The 17,247-nt window shown below is 42.0% G+C and carries 17 protein-coding genes; 13 read left to right on the forward strand and 4 right to left on the reverse strand.

Annotated features, from left to right (window positions below; genetic code table 11):
• The 4 genes from mrdA to H3U73_RS04015 are packed head-to-tail and all read right to left on the reverse strand — an operon-like array spanning nt 1 to nt 4,487.
• The gene (gene mrdA / locus H3U73_RS04000) at nt 1–2,040 is read right to left on the reverse strand and encodes a penicillin-binding protein 2 (protein ID WP_084551922.1); all 2,040 of its coding nucleotides are present in this window, start codon (nt 2,038–2,040) and stop codon (nt 1–3) included.
• The gene (mreD, locus tag H3U73_RS04005; RefSeq protein WP_172397416.1) at nt 2,037–2,534 is read right to left on the reverse strand and encodes a rod shape-determining protein MreD; all 498 of its coding nucleotides are present in this window, start codon (nt 2,532–2,534) and stop codon (nt 2,037–2,039) included. The genes mrdA and mreD overlap by 4 nt, the downstream gene beginning before the upstream one ends.
• A complete protein-coding gene (gene mreC / locus H3U73_RS04010; protein WP_084551920.1) occupies nt 2,527–3,417 on the reverse strand; it encodes a rod shape-determining protein MreC in 891 nt (296 codons plus the stop codon). The genes mreD and mreC overlap by 8 nt, the downstream gene beginning before the upstream one ends.
• Nucleotides 3,418–3,449: 32 nt before the next feature.
• Complete coding sequence (locus tag H3U73_RS04015; RefSeq protein ID WP_025330699.1) at nt 3,450–4,487, reverse strand: rod shape-determining protein; 1,038 nt, start codon at nt 4,485–4,487, stop codon at nt 3,450–3,452.
• A gap of 190 nt (nt 4,488–4,677) precedes the next feature.
• Here H3U73_RS04015 and gatC point away from each other — a divergent pair, with 190 nt between their 5' ends.
• The 13 genes from gatC to serS all read left to right on the forward strand — a co-directional run bounded on the left by gatC (nt 4,678) and on the right by serS (nt 17,144).
• The gene (gatC, locus tag H3U73_RS04020; protein ID WP_084551919.1) at nt 4,678–4,965 is read left to right on the forward strand and encodes an Asp-tRNA(Asn)/Glu-tRNA(Gln) amidotransferase subunit GatC; all 288 of its coding nucleotides are present in this window, start codon (nt 4,678–4,680) and stop codon (nt 4,963–4,965) included.
• A gap of 90 nt (nt 4,966–5,055) precedes the next feature.
• Nucleotides 5,056–6,513 carry an Asp-tRNA(Asn)/Glu-tRNA(Gln) amidotransferase subunit GatA gene (gene gatA / locus H3U73_RS04025; RefSeq protein WP_198190095.1) on the forward strand — a complete coding sequence of 486 codons (1,458 nt, stop codon included), beginning with the start codon at nt 5,056–5,058 and terminating at the stop codon, nt 6,511–6,513.
• A 15-nt stretch (nt 6,514–6,528) separates the two neighbouring features.
• Nucleotides 6,529–7,971: an Asp-tRNA(Asn)/Glu-tRNA(Gln) amidotransferase subunit GatB gene (gene gatB, locus H3U73_RS04030; RefSeq protein WP_255454431.1), complete on the forward strand. Its 1,443-nt coding sequence runs from the start codon at nt 6,529–6,531 to the stop codon at nt 7,969–7,971.
• Between the two features lie 18 nt (nt 7,972–7,989).
• On the forward strand, nt 7,990–8,475 hold the full coding sequence (gene lptE / locus H3U73_RS04035; RefSeq protein WP_084551916.1) for an LPS assembly lipoprotein LptE: 486 nt from the start codon (nt 7,990–7,992) through the stop codon (nt 8,473–8,475).
• Nucleotides 8,472–9,455: a DNA polymerase III subunit delta gene (gene holA, locus H3U73_RS04040; protein ID WP_084551915.1), complete on the forward strand. Its 984-nt coding sequence runs from the start codon at nt 8,472–8,474 to the stop codon at nt 9,453–9,455. The genes lptE and holA overlap by 4 nt, the downstream gene beginning before the upstream one ends.
• A 44-nt stretch (nt 9,456–9,499) precedes the next feature.
• Nucleotides 9,500–9,934 carry a type II toxin-antitoxin system RatA family toxin gene (locus H3U73_RS04045; RefSeq protein WP_037393303.1) on the forward strand — a complete coding sequence of 145 codons (435 nt, stop codon included), beginning with the start codon at nt 9,500–9,502 and terminating at the stop codon, nt 9,932–9,934.
• Nucleotides 9,924–10,208 (forward strand): RnfH family protein, encoded by a 285-nt coding sequence (locus H3U73_RS04050; RefSeq protein ID WP_232336197.1) that lies wholly within the window; start codon nt 9,924–9,926, stop codon nt 10,206–10,208. The genes H3U73_RS04045 and H3U73_RS04050 overlap by 11 nt, the downstream gene beginning before the upstream one ends.
• Nucleotides 10,209–10,254: 46 nt before the next feature.
• A complete protein-coding gene (gene pth / locus H3U73_RS04055; RefSeq protein WP_198190096.1) occupies nt 10,255–10,830 on the forward strand; it encodes an aminoacyl-tRNA hydrolase in 576 nt (191 codons plus the stop codon).
• Between the two features lie 18 nt (nt 10,831–10,848).
• A complete protein-coding gene (gene ubiD, locus H3U73_RS04060) occupies nt 10,849–12,327 on the forward strand; it encodes a 4-hydroxy-3-polyprenylbenzoate decarboxylase (RefSeq protein ID WP_084551912.1) in 1,479 nt (492 codons plus the stop codon).
• A 59-nt stretch (nt 12,328–12,386) separates the two neighbouring features.
• On the forward strand, nt 12,387–14,024 hold the full coding sequence (locus H3U73_RS04065; RefSeq protein WP_084551911.1) for a phospholipase D family protein: 1,638 nt from the start codon (nt 12,387–12,389) through the stop codon (nt 14,022–14,024).
• 60 nt (nt 14,025–14,084) lie between these two features.
• Nucleotides 14,085–14,654, forward strand: a complete 570-nt coding sequence (locus H3U73_RS04070; RefSeq protein WP_025330688.1) for an aminodeoxychorismate/anthranilate synthase component II — start codon at nt 14,085–14,087, stop codon at nt 14,652–14,654.
• Between the two features lie 45 nt (nt 14,655–14,699).
• Nucleotides 14,700–15,752, forward strand: a complete 1,053-nt coding sequence (trpD, locus tag H3U73_RS04075) for an anthranilate phosphoribosyltransferase (protein ID WP_041880190.1) — start codon at nt 14,700–14,702, stop codon at nt 15,750–15,752.
• Between the two features lie 99 nt (nt 15,753–15,851).
• The gene (gene serS / locus H3U73_RS04080) at nt 15,852–17,144 is read left to right on the forward strand and encodes a serine--tRNA ligase (protein ID WP_084551909.1); all 1,293 of its coding nucleotides are present in this window, start codon (nt 15,852–15,854) and stop codon (nt 17,142–17,144) included.
• Nucleotides 17,145–17,247 lie beyond the last annotated feature (103 nt).

Raw genomic sequence — 17,247 nt, forward strand, 5'->3', positions numbered from 1 at the left:
TCACAGGCCTGGCTGAGGACGATAAGCACGCAATAACGGAGGTAAGTCAGTCTGACTATGCTCATTATGTTGTTTTGCATCCATCATGGCATTATTGGATAAATCATTCACCGGTAAGTCTGCAGAATTAGCTGCTTCTTTTGCACTAGGGAGATTTTTTAATTTCAAAAGATAAAAATCAGCTAATTGACGAGCCAGAGGGGCTGCTGTAGCACCCCAACCATTGTTTTCAAGAATAACTGCAATCGCTATCTGTGGCTTATCTGCAGGCGCGAATGCAATAAACCATGCATGGTCTCTCAGCTGTAGTTTTAATGCTGCCGCATTATAACGTGCACCTTGTTTAATCTGTACGACCTGAGCAGTACCGGTTTTGCCGCCCATAGTATAAGCCAGCCCAGAACCTACTGCCGCAGCCGTACCACCCGGTTTTAATACTTTTTGCATAGCATCTTTAACATATTCAAAATTGCCACGTTTGAAAGGGACAGTTCTAACTGGTTGCGGGTCGATTAAAGTCATTTTTTTCGAATTATGGTCAAGTAATGCCTGAACCAGATGAGGGCGGTAAACCACACCATCATTACTGAGAATTGCTGTAGCAAAAGCCATCTGCAGAGGAGTATACGCATTATAGCCCTGACCGATGGCCATGCTCACACTATCAGCCGGCTGCCATACGCGTGCCTGAGGTTTAGAGCGGGCAAATCTTTTTTCTTTCCAAGCGCGTGTTGGCAATACACCAGCATATTCATGATTTATATCAATACCCGTCTGCTTACCAAGATTAAACTCAGCTAAATAAGGTGACATACGATCCACCCCCATTTCATAGCCCAGACGGTAAAAAAATGTATCTGACGAAACCTGAATAGCTTTATTCAGATTGGCTGATCCATGGCCACCTCGCGCAGCATCCCTAAACTGATGGGTTGATCCGGGAATACTCCAAAACCCCGGAGCAGGTAAAACTGTACTCTGAGTCAGTTTGCCACTTTCCAAAGCAGCCATTGCCAGAAAAGGCTTAAATGTAGATCCGGGAGGATACATACCCTGAGTCGCACGATTTAAAAGCGGGTGACGCCAGTCTTCATTCAGACTTTTCCACGTATCAGTATCGATTCCATCAATAAACAGATTCGGGTTATAGCTGGGTTTGGATACCATAGCCAGTATCGCACCCGTTTGCGGATTAATAGCAACTAAAGCACCACGTTTATCACCCATCAACCGGTCTGCTTCTTGCTGTACACGGATATCGAGTCCCAGACGAAGCGTTTGTCCGGGCACTGCCGGCACTGTTTTAATAGTACGAACAATATGTCCCTGCGCATCCTTTTCAACTTCACGATAACCCGGAATACCATGTAATTGGCGTTCATAGTATTCTTCCAGCCCCATTTTTCCTATATGAGTGCTACCACGATAAAGTGTTGTCAGTTCAGCTTTGTCGAGAGCTGCCATATCGCGGTCGCTGATCCGGCCGATATAGCCTACGATGTGAGCAAGTAATTCGCCATAAGGATAATCGCGAAATGTTCGCGCATTAATTTCAACACCCGGAAAACGATAAAGTTCAGCAGCCAGACGGCTGGCTTCTTCCATTGTTAACTTAAGTTTTAAAGGTACTTTTTCATAAGAACGGTATTCTGCCCGGAATTTATTAAACCGCTTCATATCGCTGGGGGTAATGTCCACATAGTTGCGCAAGGCATTAATTGTATCTTCGAGTTTACCCGGTATCTGATTAGGGGTTATCTCAAGAGAATAAGCCGGATAATTATGTGCCAGTACCACGCCATTAACATCAACTATTTCTCCACGAATGGGTGGTGTAGGAATTAATGAGATACGATTATTAGTAGCGGCAATGACATATTCATCATATTTGATTACTTGCAAGTATACAAACCTGCCAATCAGCATAGAAAAACAAATAATAATCAAAGCAAAGGCTACTGCAATCCGTAAACCTAGATCGCCATTTTGCGCAGGTTTAGATACACGCTTTTTTTTAGTTCGGAATTGCAGTGCTTTCATAGACGTCTTGAATAGGCGAGATAAAGCATGAATTTAGATAAAAGAGGCCAGAGCAGAGCACTGATAAATGGTGAAACAAACAGATTCCAGCCACTAAAATGATGGGTCGAAAAGAAGTGTACAACCACTAAAATCAAAGTCATTAGCATCAGACTCCCGAAAATAGTCAGAGCCTGATAAGTATATGAATAGCCGAGCATCTGATGTCTGTTTTGTTCAATCAAATAGACAGCTGCCATCAAACCTAATGCGTGCTGTCCGAACGGAGTACCAATTCCCACATCCAAGAGCAGTCCTAATACAAAAGCCATACCGATACCAATATTTTGTGGTCGGTGCAAGCTCCAATACAATGCCATCATAGCTGTAAATGTAGGCAAGGAGCCAGCCAGAAGCTGGGGAAACGGAATCAGATCCAGAAATAATGCAATTACTAAGCTTAATACAATAAGCCTTTTTCTGGTATGGCGGTGCAAGCTGTCAACTTCAGTCATGATTGATGGATAAGGTATTAGTGGCTTTTGCATCAGCATAATGATCAACTATCTGCGCATGCTTTTGCGGGATAACCAGTACAAAATTACTATTGCGTAGTTGCGCTACAGGTTCAATCTGTGTCCGGTAATAAGGTGAACCATTACCACTCTGCGCTTGTATGACATTAGCAATAGGTATCCCGGCAGGATAAATACTATCCATGCCTGAAGTAACCAGTAAATCATTACGTAACAGGCTGGCATTAGCCGGAAAGTAACGCAGATCCAAACTACCTGAACGGCCATAAACCAGTGTGCGTACTCCGGTACGCATTACCATCGCCGGAATAACTGCATTACTATTGGTAATTAGTGTCACTTCAGAACTCAATGGCTGAACAGCTGTAATCTGACCAATCAGACCATGTTCATCACTTACGGCATCACCCTGTCGAATTTGATGATGGCTGCCTTTATCTATAATGAAGCGGTCAGTCAGCGGATTAGTATCACTTGATACAATCTGTGCAACCTGCGCCTGAGGTAATGCTGCTTTCTGAAGCTGAGTCAGATGATCAAGACTGATTACTGACTTTAACTGTACGTCACGCTGACTAATTTGTAATTTAAGCTGCGCATTTTGAGCCTTCAACAATTTGTTTTCATCGCTCAGATTCTGCTGCTTTTCAAGAAACACCATACCATTAGATACAGCATTAACCGGCTGCATAGCCAGCCACTGTAACGGATATAATGCGGTACCGATATAATTGCGGCTAATTTTAACCACATCATACCGGTTATCAAGCAACAGCAATACAACTGCTAACAGTGACAGTACAACCAGTTTACTGGTACTGCGCAGACCATTGTGTACAAAATTGAGTGAAGGCTCTGCCATTATTATCTTATGTCTGATAAACAGTGCTGCATTTACGGATTGGATACAAATACAGAGTTCATTTTACCAATCATATCCAATGCATGACCAGAACCCCGTGCAACACATGTCAGCGGGTCTTCTGCAATCATAACAGGCAAGCCGGTTTCCTCAGAAAGCAAACGATCCAAACCTTTAAGCAAAGCGCCGCCTCCGGTTAACACCAAACCACGGTCGGCAATATCCGCACCCAGCTCTGGGGGAGTCTGCTCCAAAGCATTTTTAACTGCCTGTACAATCTGATTAAGTGGTTCAGTCAGCGCTTCCAAAACTTCATTCGAACTGATTGTAAAAGCACGAGGAATACCTTCTGCCAGATTGCGGCCTTTTACTTCAATTTCTTTTACTTCCATACCGGGGAAAGCAGAACCGATATTTTTCTTAATTTCTTCAGCAGTAGATTCACCAATTAGCATGCCATAATTGCGGCGCACATAGTTAATAATGGCATCATCAAATGCATCACCACCTACGCGGATTGAGTGAGAATAAACCACACCAGATAAAGAAATCACACCAACTTCAGTTGTTCCGCCACCAATATCCACGACCATTGAGCCTGTTGGTTCTTCAATAGGCAAACCAGCACCAATTGCTGCTGCCATAGGCTCTTCAATCAGATTTACAATCGATGCGCCGGCTGCCAGAGCTGAATCACGAATAGCTTTACGTTCTACCTGAGTTGAACCGCATGGAACACAAATAACGATTCGGGGAGCTGTAAACCGGCTGTTGTTTACCTTTTTGATAAATTGCTTGAGCATTTTTTCAGTGACATTAAAGTCAGCAATCACACCATCTTTCATAGGTCGTATTGCCTGAATGCTTCCCGGCGTACGCCCCAGCATTTTCTTTGCTGCTGTTCCCACAGCCAGCATGCCGTTTTTAGCATTTATGGTGTCATTTTGCACGGCCACCACAGACGGCTCGTTTAAAACAATACCCTTATTTTTAATAAAAATCAAAGTGTTGGCGGTACCAAGATCAATAGCCAGATCATTGGATAAATATTTGGAAAAAAAGCGAAACATGAGGATGTCCTAATGAACTTTTAAATTATAAGTATGGCAAAAGCAGTTTTGCGGCGCACTGTACTCAGCAAATCAGTACGCCAAAGAATAGGGTTTTCGGTTATAATTCTATATTATGTAACAACCGAATCAGAACGCGCAATGATACCGCAGTTTGCCCGTTTTGCTAAATCAAATTTAAGGATTTTTGATGGCTTTAACATTAAGTGATGTAGATAAGCTCGCACGCCTCTCTCGCTTGAGTCTTTCAGAAGCAGAGCGAAATAACATGCTGACAGAGCTGAACCATGTATTCGATCTGGTCGAAAAAATGCAGGAAGTCAATACTGACGGGATTGAACCGATGGCACATCCGCATGAACTGGCCTTGCGTTTACGCGACGATGCAGTTACTGAAAAAGACGAGCATCATGCAATCCAATCATGTGCACCGCTGGTAGACAGGGGTTTATATCTTGTGCCTAAGGTTATTGAATAACTCAACCCTTACCATAATGACTTGTTCATTCATATTTAAATTTATTGCAGGTAACTACAGACAGTGTTGCTTGAAAGTTATATAACCACTATGCCAAAAAATTATACATTAAAACAGTGCAGTGACTTACTGCAATCAAAACAGGCTTCAGCTGTCGAATTGGCGCAGGAGTATCTGGCTGCAATTGAAAGTGAAAATGCCAGTCTTAATGCCTATATAACACTGGATAAAGAACGCACTATTGCTGAAGCTAAGGCAGCTGACACACGTTTGGCGCAGGGTTCAGCAAATGTATTAACCGGTGTACCCATAGCCTATAAAGATATATTCTGCCAGCAGGGATGGCGCAGTGCCTGTTCCAGCAAAATGCTGGATACTTTTACTGCACCTTATACAGCAACAGTAGTTCAGAATTTGCTTGATGCAGGTATGGTAACCCTAGGCAGAACCAATATGGATGAATTTGCCATGGGTTCAACAACTGAGTCTTCTTACTATGGTATAACTCACAATCCGTGGCAGCTTAATCATGTTCCGGGTGGTTCCTCTGGCGGTTCAGCAGCAGCCGTGGCTGCGCGGCTAGCACCGGTTGCGCTGGGTTCAGATACTGGCGGTTCCATTCGCCAGCCTGCCTCACACTGTGGTATTACTGGTCTGAAACCCACCTATGGTGTAGTTAGCCGTTTCGGTATGGTTGCTTATGCTTCCAGTTTTGATCAGGCCGGACCAATGGCTCAGACAGCAGAAGATTGCGCCTTGTTAATGAATAGTATGGCGAGTTTTGATGAGCGGGACTCTACCAGTATTGAGCGAAATAAAGAGGACTATACCCGCGATTTAAATCAATCATTACAAGGTTTAAAAGTAGGTCTGCCGCGCGAATTTTTTGGCGAAGGTCTGGACGCACAAGTACATGCATCAATTGATCGTGTTGTAGAAGTACTCAAAAAACTGGGTGCGGAAATTGTAGATATTTCTTTACCACATACAGAACTATCCATTCCTGCCTATTATGTACTGGCTTCAGCAGAAGCCAGTACAAACCTGTCACGCTACGACGGTGTTCGTTATGGACATCGCGCTGCTGAATTCGGTAATCTGGATGAGATGTACAGTAATACCCGTGCCGAAGGTTTCGGGTCTGAAGTAAAACGCCGCATTATGATAGGCACTTATGTTTTATCTCACGGTTACTATGATGCTTACTACCTGAAAGCACAAAAATTACGCAGAATGGTTGCAAACGATTTCCAGGCAGCATTAAAACAGTGCGATATTATTCTGGCTCCGGTTGCGCCTACTGCAGCACCATTATTAGAAAGCCATAATAGTGATCCTGTTGAAATGTATCTTTCTGATATTTACACCGTTTCTTTAAATCTTGCCGGTTTACCGGGTATTTCTCTGCCGGCAGGATTTACCACAAGCGGATTACCCGTAGGCGCTCAGCTTATCGGTAATTATTTCGCAGAAAGCCGTCTGCTAGGTATTGCACACCAGATTCAGCAACATAGTGACTGGCATACCAGAACTTCATTTGTACAATAATTGCCAGTATACGAATTGAAAGAAGACAGAATGAATTGGGAAACAGTAATCGGTCTGGAAATCCACGTTCAGTTAAACACGCGTTCCAAAATTTTTAGTGGATCATCTACTGCATTTGGCGCAGCACCCAATGCTCAGGCCAATGTTGTGGATTGCGCACTGCCTGGCGCCTTACCAGTAATGAATCGTGATGTAGTGAACAAAGCCATTAAACTTGGATTGGCTTTAGGTGCGAATATTAACCGGAAAAATGTTTTTGACCGGAAAAACTACTTTTATCCGGACTTGCCTAAAGGTTATCAGATTAGTCAGCTTGATTTGCCGATAGTTGAGCACGGAAAACTTGAAATCGTGGTTGGTAATGAAGTTAAAACCATTAACGTTACCAGAGCTCATATGGAAGAAGATGCCGGTAAATCCATCCATGATGAATTTGAACACTATACCGGAATTGATTTAAACCGGGCTGGTACACCGTTACTGGAAGTCGTGTCAGAACCGGAAATGCGTTCAGCAGCAGATGCTGTTGCTTATGCTAAAACAATGCATAGCCTGGTAACCTGGTTAGGCATATGTGACGGTAATATGGCAGAAGGTTCTTTCCGTATTGATGCCAATGTTTCAGTACGCCTGAAAGGACATGCTGAGTTTGGTACCCGTTGTGAAATTAAAAATCTGAACTCATTCCGCTTTCTGGAACAAGCCATTAATTATGAAGTGGAACGGCAAATTGAATTAATTGAAGACGGCGGTAAAGTCATTCAGCAAACACGTTTGTTTGATCCGAACAAGGGTGAAACTCGCGCCATGCGCAGTAAAGAAGATGCTCATGATTATCGTTATTTTCCTGACCCTGATTTATTACCAGTGATCATTACCGATGCCATGCTGGATGCAGCCAAAGCAGGCATGCCTGAACTACCTAAAGAGATGGCCGGCCGTTTTATCGATCAATATGGTATTTCTGATTATGATGCACGATTATTAACTAGCAATCATATACAGGCAAACTGGTTTGAACAGGCCGCAAAACTTCATGGTCACGGTAAACTGGTTGCTAACTGGATGCTTGGAGAACTTGCAGCTGCTCTGAATAAAGCCGGAATAGATATTTCTGAAAGCCCGATTAGTGCTGAACGTCTTGCTGGTTTAACAAGTAGAATTGCAGATAATACTTTAAGCAATAAACTGGCTAAACAGGTATTTGAAGCCATGTGGAACAGTGATCTTACTGCTGATGCCATTATTGAACGTGATGGCTTGAAACAGATGACGGATACTGGTGCCCTCGAAAAAATTATTGATGAAGTACTCGCTAATAATCAGAAATCTGTAGAAGAATTCAAATCCGGTAAGGAAAAAGCATTTAACGCTCTTGTAGGGCAGGTAATGAAAGCTTCTCGCGGTAAAGCTAACCCTCAACAAGTTCAGTCTTTACTGCATAGCAAACTGGCATAAGCAAGATAAGGTTCAAACATGAAAAAATGGCTGCTATTGGCTACTCTGTTTGTATTAACAGGCTGCGGATTCCATCTGAAAGGAACATCCGGATTCGACACACCCATGCCATATCATAGCTGGAAGATTGAAGGCGGTAGTATGCAGCGGGCTCTGGAAGTCGTATTGCGGCGGCAGCCTAATGTAATTGTGGATACTGAACATCCAGAGGTAGTGGTAAAAGTCATTTCAGCGACACAGGATTCTTCCACATCAGCAGTAGATTTATCTGGCGGTACCAGTGAATATCTGCTCACACTGAAAGTGAATGTACAAGCCTATCATAATGATCAGCCACTAGGCGATCCGATACAAGTCACAGTACACCGTTATATGGATTATTCTGATCATGAGGTACTGGCCAAAGAAGATGAACAACGTATGATTTGGCATGATATGCGTACCGATGCTGCAGAACAAATTGTACGTCGCCTGGCTTTTCTGCCTGTAACTACTAACGAATGAGTAATTTATCAGTCCAGCCTCTGTCTGCAGCATATCTAATTCATGGTGAAGAAGAATTATTGCGAATAGAGGCTCTAGACACTATCCGTTCAGCTGCACGTAGTCAGCAATATAATGAGCGCGAAGTTATCAATATAGAAACCGGTTTCGACTGGACATCACTTCTGTCCTCAGTCCATTCCGTTGGATTATTTGCTGATAAAAAATTACTGGAAATTCATATTCCCTCTGGTAAACCCGGCAAAGAAGGAGCCGTAGTATTACAACAATTGGCTGAACAATTACCGGAAAATACCTGCCTGCTTTTAATACTCCCTAAACTGGAACGATTACAAACACAGAGTAAATGGTTTTCAAGCTGGGCAAAAAATGCTCAGATATTTGATGCAAAAGCTATTAACCAAAATGCATTACCTCAGTGGATAAAAAATCGGCTGGCGGCTCAGAATCTGAATATCGATAATGATGCACTTGCCCTGTTTGCAGAGAAAGTAGAAGGCAATCTTTTAGCCGCAAAGCAGGAAATCGATAAACTGACTCTAATTCATTCGGCCGGACATACCGTTACTCTGGATGACGCACAGACAGCAGTAGCCAACGTAGCACGTTTTGATATCTTTCAATTGTCAGCAGCATGGATGAGCGGAAACTCAGAACGCGTATTACGTTTACTGGAGGGTCTTGCATCGGAGGGAAATGAACCGGTACTATTATTATGGGTTATCAGTGAGGATATTCGTACTCTCATACGCTTACTGGCAGCATTAAAGCAAGGTAAATCAATCAATGAAATGCGTCAGAGCCTGCGTTTATGGGGTGAAAAACAGACTTTAGCACCACAGGCTGCCAGACGTATCGGCATCAGACGTCTTCTTGAAGCTTTACAGATATGTGCGTATATCGACCGACAAATTAAAGGTGCAGAAGAAGGTAATGCATGGGCAGAAATCAAACATCTTTTTCTGTCTCTGACCATCTGAACATTATTCTGGTAACTCACCGTTAAACTATTGATCCAATAATGATGAAAACAGTTGAAAAAAGCGTTTTAGTACTACACAGTGCCGAACACATATTTGATCTGGTCAACACAGTTGAAGATTATCCTAAGTTTTTACCCTGGTGTAATCGTACAGATATTCTTAAACGGGATGAGCAATCTCTGGAAGCAGTATTGTACATGGACTATATGAAAATACGTCAGTCATTTGCTACCAGAAATATTAATCAAAGACCAAATAAAATCCAGATGAGTTTACTTAATGGTCCTTTTCGTAAACTGGAAGGTACCTGGCAATTTACTCCTATCGATGATCTGGGCTGTAAAATCGATTTTCGTCTGGAATATGAATTCTCCAATGCAGTACTTTCAGCACTAATAGGTCCGGTCTTTAACATTATCGCTACAACATTGGTTGATGCTTTTATTAAGGAAGCAGACAGACGCTATGATGACTGAAATTGTTGTTGAAGCAGTATATGCCACCATTGATTATCAGCATCTCTGGCAGGGAAAAGTTCCGGCAGGAAGCAGTGCACGTCAGGCATTATTACAGTCAGATTTACCAGAAAAATTTCCACAAACCGATTTCTATGCAGCACCCATTGGTATATTCGGTAAAAAAGTTAATGATAATTATATATTATCCAATTGGGATCGAATTGAAGTTTACCGACCGTTACTAATTGATCCGAAAGAAAACCGGCGACGGCGTGCAAAGCAAAAAGAATAGTTTTCCAGTTAACTTTTAAACATTTTGTAATTCCCGAGGAATGTACATGTCTCATATCAGGCTAATAGTTGGCTTGGGCAATCCGGGCACAGAATATGAACATACACGGCATAATATAGGTTTTGATTTCATTGATGAACTTGCCAGGTTATGGAAAATCAGCTTAAAAGAAGAAAAAAAATTTTTTGGACAAGTAGCAAAAGTTAACTTACCCGAAAATGAAATCTGGCTGCTTAAACCTTCCACATACATGAACAAGTCAGGCACATCCGTGCAATCTATAGCCAAATTCTTCAAAATATCACCTGAGGAAATACTGGTAATTCATGATGAGCTGGATATTCCCTGCGGCCAGATCAGGTTTAAAAAAGGCGGAGGAAATGGCGGTCATAACGGACTAAAAGATATACAGGCCTGGCTGGGCACCGCAGATTTTTACCGGCTGCGACTAGGTATTGGTCATCCGGGTGATCGTAATCTTGTTGTCCATTATGTATTGCATAAACCATTAGCCGAAGAAAAAGTTTTGATAGACGAAGCTTTACACAAATCTGTGAATGCTATACCCCTGCTGTTAAATGGAGAATTCGGCAGGGCGCAGCAACAATTACACAGCAAGTAAAATTTGAAAGATCATGTTATGAAATATCGTGACTTGCGGGAATTCATTGCTGTTCTTGAGCAGCAGCAATTATTAAAGCGGATTCAAACATCAGTTTCTCCACATTTGGAAATAACAGAAATTGCTGATCGTGTATTACAAAAGCAGGGACCGGCATTATTATTTGAAAATACTATAAATCAGACAGGAACAACATACCAGTTTCCTGTTCTGGCTAATCTTTTTGGTACTCCGGAACGTGTTGCCATGGGAATGGGGGCAGACGATACCAGTCAATTACGTGAAATAGGTAAAACACTGGCTTACCTGAAAGAGCCGGATCCTCCTAAAGGATTCAAAGATGCTTTTTCCAAATTACCTTTACTCAAAGATTTATGGAGCATGGCTCCGCATATCGTCAAAAAAGCACCTTGTCAGGAAATTATTCTAGAAGGTGATAAAGTAGATTTAACACAATTGCCAATTCAAAAATGCTGGCCGGAAGATGCGGCTCCGTTAATTACCTGGGGCTTAACAGTTACACGCGGGCCAGAAAAAAAACGCCAGAATCTAGGCATTTACCGACAGCAACTACTGAAAAAAAACAAACTAATCATGCGCTGGCTTGCTCATCGTGGCGGTGCTCTGGATTTTCAGGCTTTTAAACAAAAATATCCAAACAAACCTTATCCTGTATCAGTCATACTGGGTTGTGATCCTGCTACCATCCTCGGAGCAGTCACCCCGGTACCAGACAGTCTCAGTGAATATCAATTTGCCGGCTTATTAAGAGGATCGCGTACTGAGCTGGTTAAGTGTATCGGAAATGATTTGCATGTTCCTGCCCGGGCAGAAATCGTTCTTGAAGGAGTTATTTATCCGGACGAGACTGCACTGGAAGGTCCTTATGGAGACCATACCGGTTATTATAATGAACAGGATGATTTCCCGGTATTTACCGTAGAACGCATTACCATGCGCGAAAATGCCATTTATCACAGCACTTATACCGGTAAACCACCTGATGAACCGGCAATTCTGGGAGTCGCGCTGAATGAAGTGTTTATCCCGTTATTACAAAAACAATTTCCAGAAATTATTGATTTCTATCTGCCTCCGGAAGGTTGTTCATATCGTATGGCCGTTGTCAGCATAAAGAAACAATATGCCGGACATGCCAAAAGAATAATGATGGGTTGCTGGAGCTACCTGCGCCAGTTTATGTATACAAAATATATTATTGTAGTAGATAATGACATTAATATAAGAGACTGGAAAGAAGTAATCTGGGCAATTACCACACGTATGGATCCGGTTCGGGATACAACACTAATCGATCATACACCGATTGATTATCTGGATTTTGCCAGCCCGATTAGCGGACTTGGCGGGAAAATGGGTCTGGATGCAACCAATAAATGGCCCGGAGAGACAAACCGTGAATGGGGTAAAGTAATACACAAGGATCCGGCAACCACAGCTAAAGTTGACGCCATATGGCAAGATTTAGATTTATAGCTATTTTCAGTCACTATGAATTTTACAGATTGAAGTTTAACAATATATACGGCATAAACATGGGAAGTAAATATATAAATCGTATCTGTACATGGTGCCTGAAACTGGGTCTGATCTCTATTCTGGCAGCATGTCAAAGCCTGCCTTCTCAACAGGGGCGTAGTATTGAAACACATATTACTGCCGACACTCCGTCCTCTCTTGCCTATGCTAATGCTTCACTTGTATCCGAACATAAAGGTTTATCCGGTCTTTATCCGCTTGATGACGGACATGAAGCATTCGCCGCGCGGATAGCTCTGGTTCGCGCCGCAGAACACAGTCTGGATGTGCAGTACTATATCTGGCGTAACGATACGTCTGGTCAGCTACTTTTTCATGAATTAGTTTTAGCTGCACAGCGTGGTGTACACGTTCGCTTACTGCTTGATGACAATAATACTGTCGGCCTTGATAATATATTAAAAGCAGTTAATCAAGAACCCAACATAGAAATCAGATTATTTAACCCTTTTATGCACCGGCACTGGCGCGCTTTAAGCTACATGACAGATTTTGCCCGCCTGAACCGGCGTATGCATAATAAATCTATCACGGCTGATAATCAGGCCACTATTCTGGGCGGACGGAATATTGGTGATGAATATTTTGATATGGGTAAAGGCACACTTTTTGTAGATTTAGATATTCTCGCCATAGGCCCTATTGTTAATCAGGTTTCAAACAATTTTGACCGCTACTGGAACAGTGCTTCGTCATATCCTTTAAACGGTATAGTTCATCCCCGCCATATTAAATTACAGGCAAGCATGCCTATATTCAAACATCGCAGTTTCAATCATCTACGTGCCAATAGTTATGATAATGCCTATAATCGTGACAATTTTGCCAACCGGTTATTAGACGGATCACTGGATTATCAATGGGCACACCTGATACTGGTAAGTGATAATCCTGATAAAGCTCTGCCTAAAAACAAGCGAAAAGTAGATGCCACCCAGTCTGACAATAATCTTTTAATTGAGCCGGATACAGAACAACCACCGGTAATTAAATACCAGAAAGCGAGTTTGACTCTGAACGCACTTGCCGCATCTGTTGTTGAACCTCAAAAAGATTTACTGGTTATCACTCCGTATTTTGTACCCACACAAACAGGTCTTGAGTATCTGCAAAAATTACGAGAAGAGGGTGTGAAGATACGTATTCTCACAAACTCCTTAGCAGCAACCGATGTGGCAGCAGTACATTCTGGTTATTCTCACTATAGAACACCGCTGTTAAAAGAAGGAGTAGAAATTTATGAACTCAAAAATCAGGGCTTTTTAAAAGGACCACGTGACCGTGCTTTTACAGGTAATTCCGAATCAAGCTTGCATGCTAAAACTTTTACCATCGACGGACAACAGCTATATATCGGTTCATTAAACTTTGATCCACGTTCGGCACGACTCAATACAGAAATGGGTGTCGTAATACAGTCTCCGGAAATGGCACAATTTATGAATCAAGCGATTAATGAAGCATTGCCATATGTTACTTATCAGGTAAAACTAACACCACAAGGCAAGCTGGAGTGGACAGAAACCAACGACAAAAATCAAACAAAGGTTTATCATCATGAACCGGATACCACTTTTTGGCAGCGTGTCTGGGTAAAAATGCTATCCTTACTCCCACTGGAAAGCTTACTTTAACCATTTTTAACCATCTCTCATTTGTTCACAACTTGATATTTCTTTTAAGAGGTATTGCCAATGCTTTTGTTTATAGATAATTACGATAGCTTTACCTTTAACATAGTGCAATACCTTGGCGAACTGGGCGAAAACGTAATTGTTAAGCATAATGATGAAATTACACTGCAAGATATCAGCAGACTGGCTCCGGATAAAATTGTCATCGGTCCGGGGCCATGCACACCCAGAGAAGCTGGTATTTCTGTAGACACAATTAAACATTTTGCGCTCACAATACCGATACTGGGTATTTGTCTGGGACATCAGAGTATAGCTTATGCTTTTGGCGGAAATATAATACGTGCCAAAAAAGTTATGCATGGTAAAATTTCACCTGTTTACCATCACAATAACTCCCTCTTCAATAACCTGCCTAATCCGGTAAATTGTACCCGATACCATAGTCTGGTTATAGAAAAAGAAACTTTACCCGATTGTCTCGAAATAACCGCTTGGACTGATGACAACGAAATTATGGGTATCAGACATAAAACTCTGCCTGTCGAAGGTGTACAGTTTCATCCTGAAGGATTACTTACCGAAAATGGTTATGCAATGTTGCACAATTTTCTGCAACAGCATAACTAATAAAGTAAAAATTTTAAAAATAGTTATATTTTAGAAAGAATTATCATGATAACGCCGCAACAGGCACTTAATCGTTTACTGGACAACAATGAATTATTCTATGATGAAATGACAGATTTAATGCGCCAGATAATGAACGGAGAAGTGGCGCCTGAAGTCATAGCTGCTATTTTAATCGGATTACGTATTAAAGTAGAAAGCGTATCGGAAATCGCGGCTGCGGCGACTGTTATGCGTGAATTCTCAACAAAAGTACCTGTACAGCAGCGAGAACATTTAGTCGATATCGTTGGGACGGGTGGAGACAATGCACATACATTCAACATATCTACAACCAGCATGTTTGTAGTTGCAGCAGCAGGAGCAAAAGTGGCCAAACATGGAGGACGTTCCGTATCTTCTTCAAGCGGCTCTGCTGACATCATTGAAGCCATGGGTGCTGCACTCGAATTAGCTCCTGAACAAGTAGGAGAGTGTATCGATCAGCTTGGTGTCGGATTTATGTATGCGCCAAATCATCATAACAGTATGCGTTATGTAGCTCCAGTGCGTCGGGCATTAGGCGTACGTACCGTCTTTAATATACTAGGGCCATTAACCAATCCGGCAACAGCATCCAACCAGGTTTTAGGGGTATTCCATATTGATCTGGTCGGGATTTTATCTCGTGTGCTGAAACAGCTTGGCAGCAAACATGTTTTAGTTGTACATGGAAGTGACGGACTGGATGAAATTACACTTACCGGCACAACCCGCATAGCTGAATTAAAAAATGGCACTATCATGGAATACGATATCCATCCGGCTCAGTTTGACATGCCGGTAATTGAAGACTTAAAACCTTTAAAAGTGGCCAATAGTGAAGAATCGCTGCATATCATGAATAGCGTATTAAACGGAGAAAAAGGACCTTGCCGTGATATAGTCGTGCTCAATGCAGCTGCTGCAATCTATGCAGCAGACATAACTTCTTCATTAGAAGAGGGTGTTGATTTAGCCATTACCGCCATAGATTCTGGTAAGGCAAAAGCGAAACAAACAGAATTTATCCAAAAAACACAACAATTGGCTAACCAGTCAAATACTAACATTAAATAAACCCGGCTTATAAGCTAAATAAAATTTGTATGCATTCATTTTAGCAATGAATCGTTTACAATAATGGCTATAATCTGTCACTAAACACACTATATTATTATGCTAGACATTCAATTACTCCGTCAGGATATCAACAGTATTGCGGAAAAATTACAGACTCGTGGTTTTAATCTGGATACCGAAACTTTCACCCGACTGGAACAACAGCGTAAACAATTACAAATACGCACAGAAGAATTGCAGTCTAAACGCAATAATCTTTCCAAGCAGATTGGTGCACTAAAAGGTCAGGGCAAACATGATGAAGCTAACCAGACAATGGCTGAAGTTGCCCAAATCAAGACCGAACTGGAAAAGGCTGATCAGGACTACCAAATCATACAAAATCAAATTAATAATTTGATCCTGACAATTCCGAACCTACCGCATAGTGACGTTCCTGTGGGCAAAGATGAGAATGACAACATCGAAATCCGCCGATTCGGTACGCCAAGACAATTTAATTTTGAAATTAAGGATCATGTTGATTTAGGTGAACCGTTAGGCTTAGATTTCAAAACCGGCTCAGAGCTATCCGGAGCAAGATTCTCATTAATGCGGGGTCCGATAGCTCGCTTGCATCGTGCACTGGCACAATTTATGCTTGATACCCATACTCAGCAGCATGGTTATACAGAACATTACACCCCTTATATTGTTAATCCTGAAATTCTATTAGGTACCGGACAATTACCTAAGTTTGCTGAAGATATGTATAAAGTAAGCTGCGGAGGCGAAGAAAATACACAGGAACAATATCTGATATCAACCGCAGAAATTACCCTGACTAATACCGTGCGTGAACGTATTCTGAGCAAAGATGAATTACCTAAAAAACTCACCGCACACTCACCATGTTTCCGTTCTGAGGCCGGTTCCTACGGTAAAGATACACGCGGACTGATTCGGCAGCATCAGTTTGACAAAGTAGAAATGGTGCAGATTCAGCGACCGGAAAATTCTTATGCTGCTTTGGAAGAAATGGTTAGTCACGCCGAAAAAATTCTTCAGCTTTTGGAATTACCATATCGGGTAATTGTCCTCTGCACAGGTGATATGGGATTTAGTGCCGCTAAAACCTATGATTTGGAGGTATGGGTACCTGCACAAAAAACTTATCGGGAAATTTCCAGCTGCTCAAACTGCGAAGATTTCCAGGCACGGCGTATGCAAGCAAGATTTAAAGATAATGACGGCAAAAATCAGCTGGTACATACATTAAATGGTTCAGGCCTGGCAGTTGGCAGAGCTTTGGTAGCATTACTGGAAAATCATCAGAATGAGGATGGAAGCATTAATATTCCAGAGGCTTTACAGCCTTATCTGGGCGGATTAAGCGTATTACGCGCATAAATATCAACGATTTATTGAATCTCAATTTATCAAAATTTTACTAAGGGCAATATTTATACGCCACCGTATTAAATATTGCCCTTCAGTGTAAAGACGCGTATAA

Source organism: Snodgrassella sp. W8124 (assembly GCF_016100875.1).
In the GTDB taxonomy this organism is placed as follows: domain Bacteria; phylum Pseudomonadota; class Gammaproteobacteria; order Burkholderiales; family Neisseriaceae; genus Snodgrassella; species Snodgrassella alvi.

Coding starts and splice junctions, on each gene's coding strand:
- H3U73_RS04050 (WP_232336197.1), top strand. CDS start 9,924: ATGATGACTGAAATTGTTGTTGAAGCAGTATATGCCACCATTGATTAT.
- H3U73_RS04045 (WP_037393303.1), top strand. CDS start 9,500: ATGAAAACAGTTGAAAAAAGCGTTTTAGTACTACACAGTGCCGAACAC.
- mreD (WP_172397416.1), bottom strand. CDS start 2,534: ATGACTGAAGTTGACAGCTTGCACCGCCATACCAGAAAAAGGCTTATT.
- mreC (WP_084551920.1), bottom strand. CDS start 3,417: ATGGCAGAGCCTTCACTCAATTTTGTACACAATGGTCTGCGCAGTACC.
- mrdA (WP_084551922.1), bottom strand. CDS start 2,040: ATGAAAGCACTGCAATTCCGAACTAAAAAAAAGCGTGTATCTAAACCT.
- serS (WP_084551909.1), top strand. CDS start 15,852: ATGCTAGACATTCAATTACTCCGTCAGGATATCAACAGTATTGCGGAA.
- H3U73_RS04015 (WP_025330699.1), bottom strand. CDS start 4,487: ATGTTTCGCTTTTTTTCCAAATATTTATCCAATGATCTGGCTATTGAT.
- trpD (WP_041880190.1), top strand. CDS start 14,700: ATGATAACGCCGCAACAGGCACTTAATCGTTTACTGGACAACAATGAA.
- holA (WP_084551915.1), top strand. CDS start 8,472: ATGAGTAATTTATCAGTCCAGCCTCTGTCTGCAGCATATCTAATTCAT.
- gatA (WP_198190095.1), top strand. CDS start 5,056: ATGCCAAAAAATTATACATTAAAACAGTGCAGTGACTTACTGCAATCA.
- H3U73_RS04070 (WP_025330688.1), top strand. CDS start 14,085: ATGCTTTTGTTTATAGATAATTACGATAGCTTTACCTTTAACATAGTG.
- gatC (WP_084551919.1), top strand. CDS start 4,678: ATGGCTTTAACATTAAGTGATGTAGATAAGCTCGCACGCCTCTCTCGC.
- lptE (WP_084551916.1), top strand. CDS start 7,990: ATGAAAAAATGGCTGCTATTGGCTACTCTGTTTGTATTAACAGGCTGC.
- ubiD (WP_084551912.1), top strand. CDS start 10,849: ATGAAATATCGTGACTTGCGGGAATTCATTGCTGTTCTTGAGCAGCAG.
- pth (WP_198190096.1), top strand. CDS start 10,255: ATGTCTCATATCAGGCTAATAGTTGGCTTGGGCAATCCGGGCACAGAA.
- H3U73_RS04065 (WP_084551911.1), top strand. CDS start 12,387: ATGGGAAGTAAATATATAAATCGTATCTGTACATGGTGCCTGAAACTG.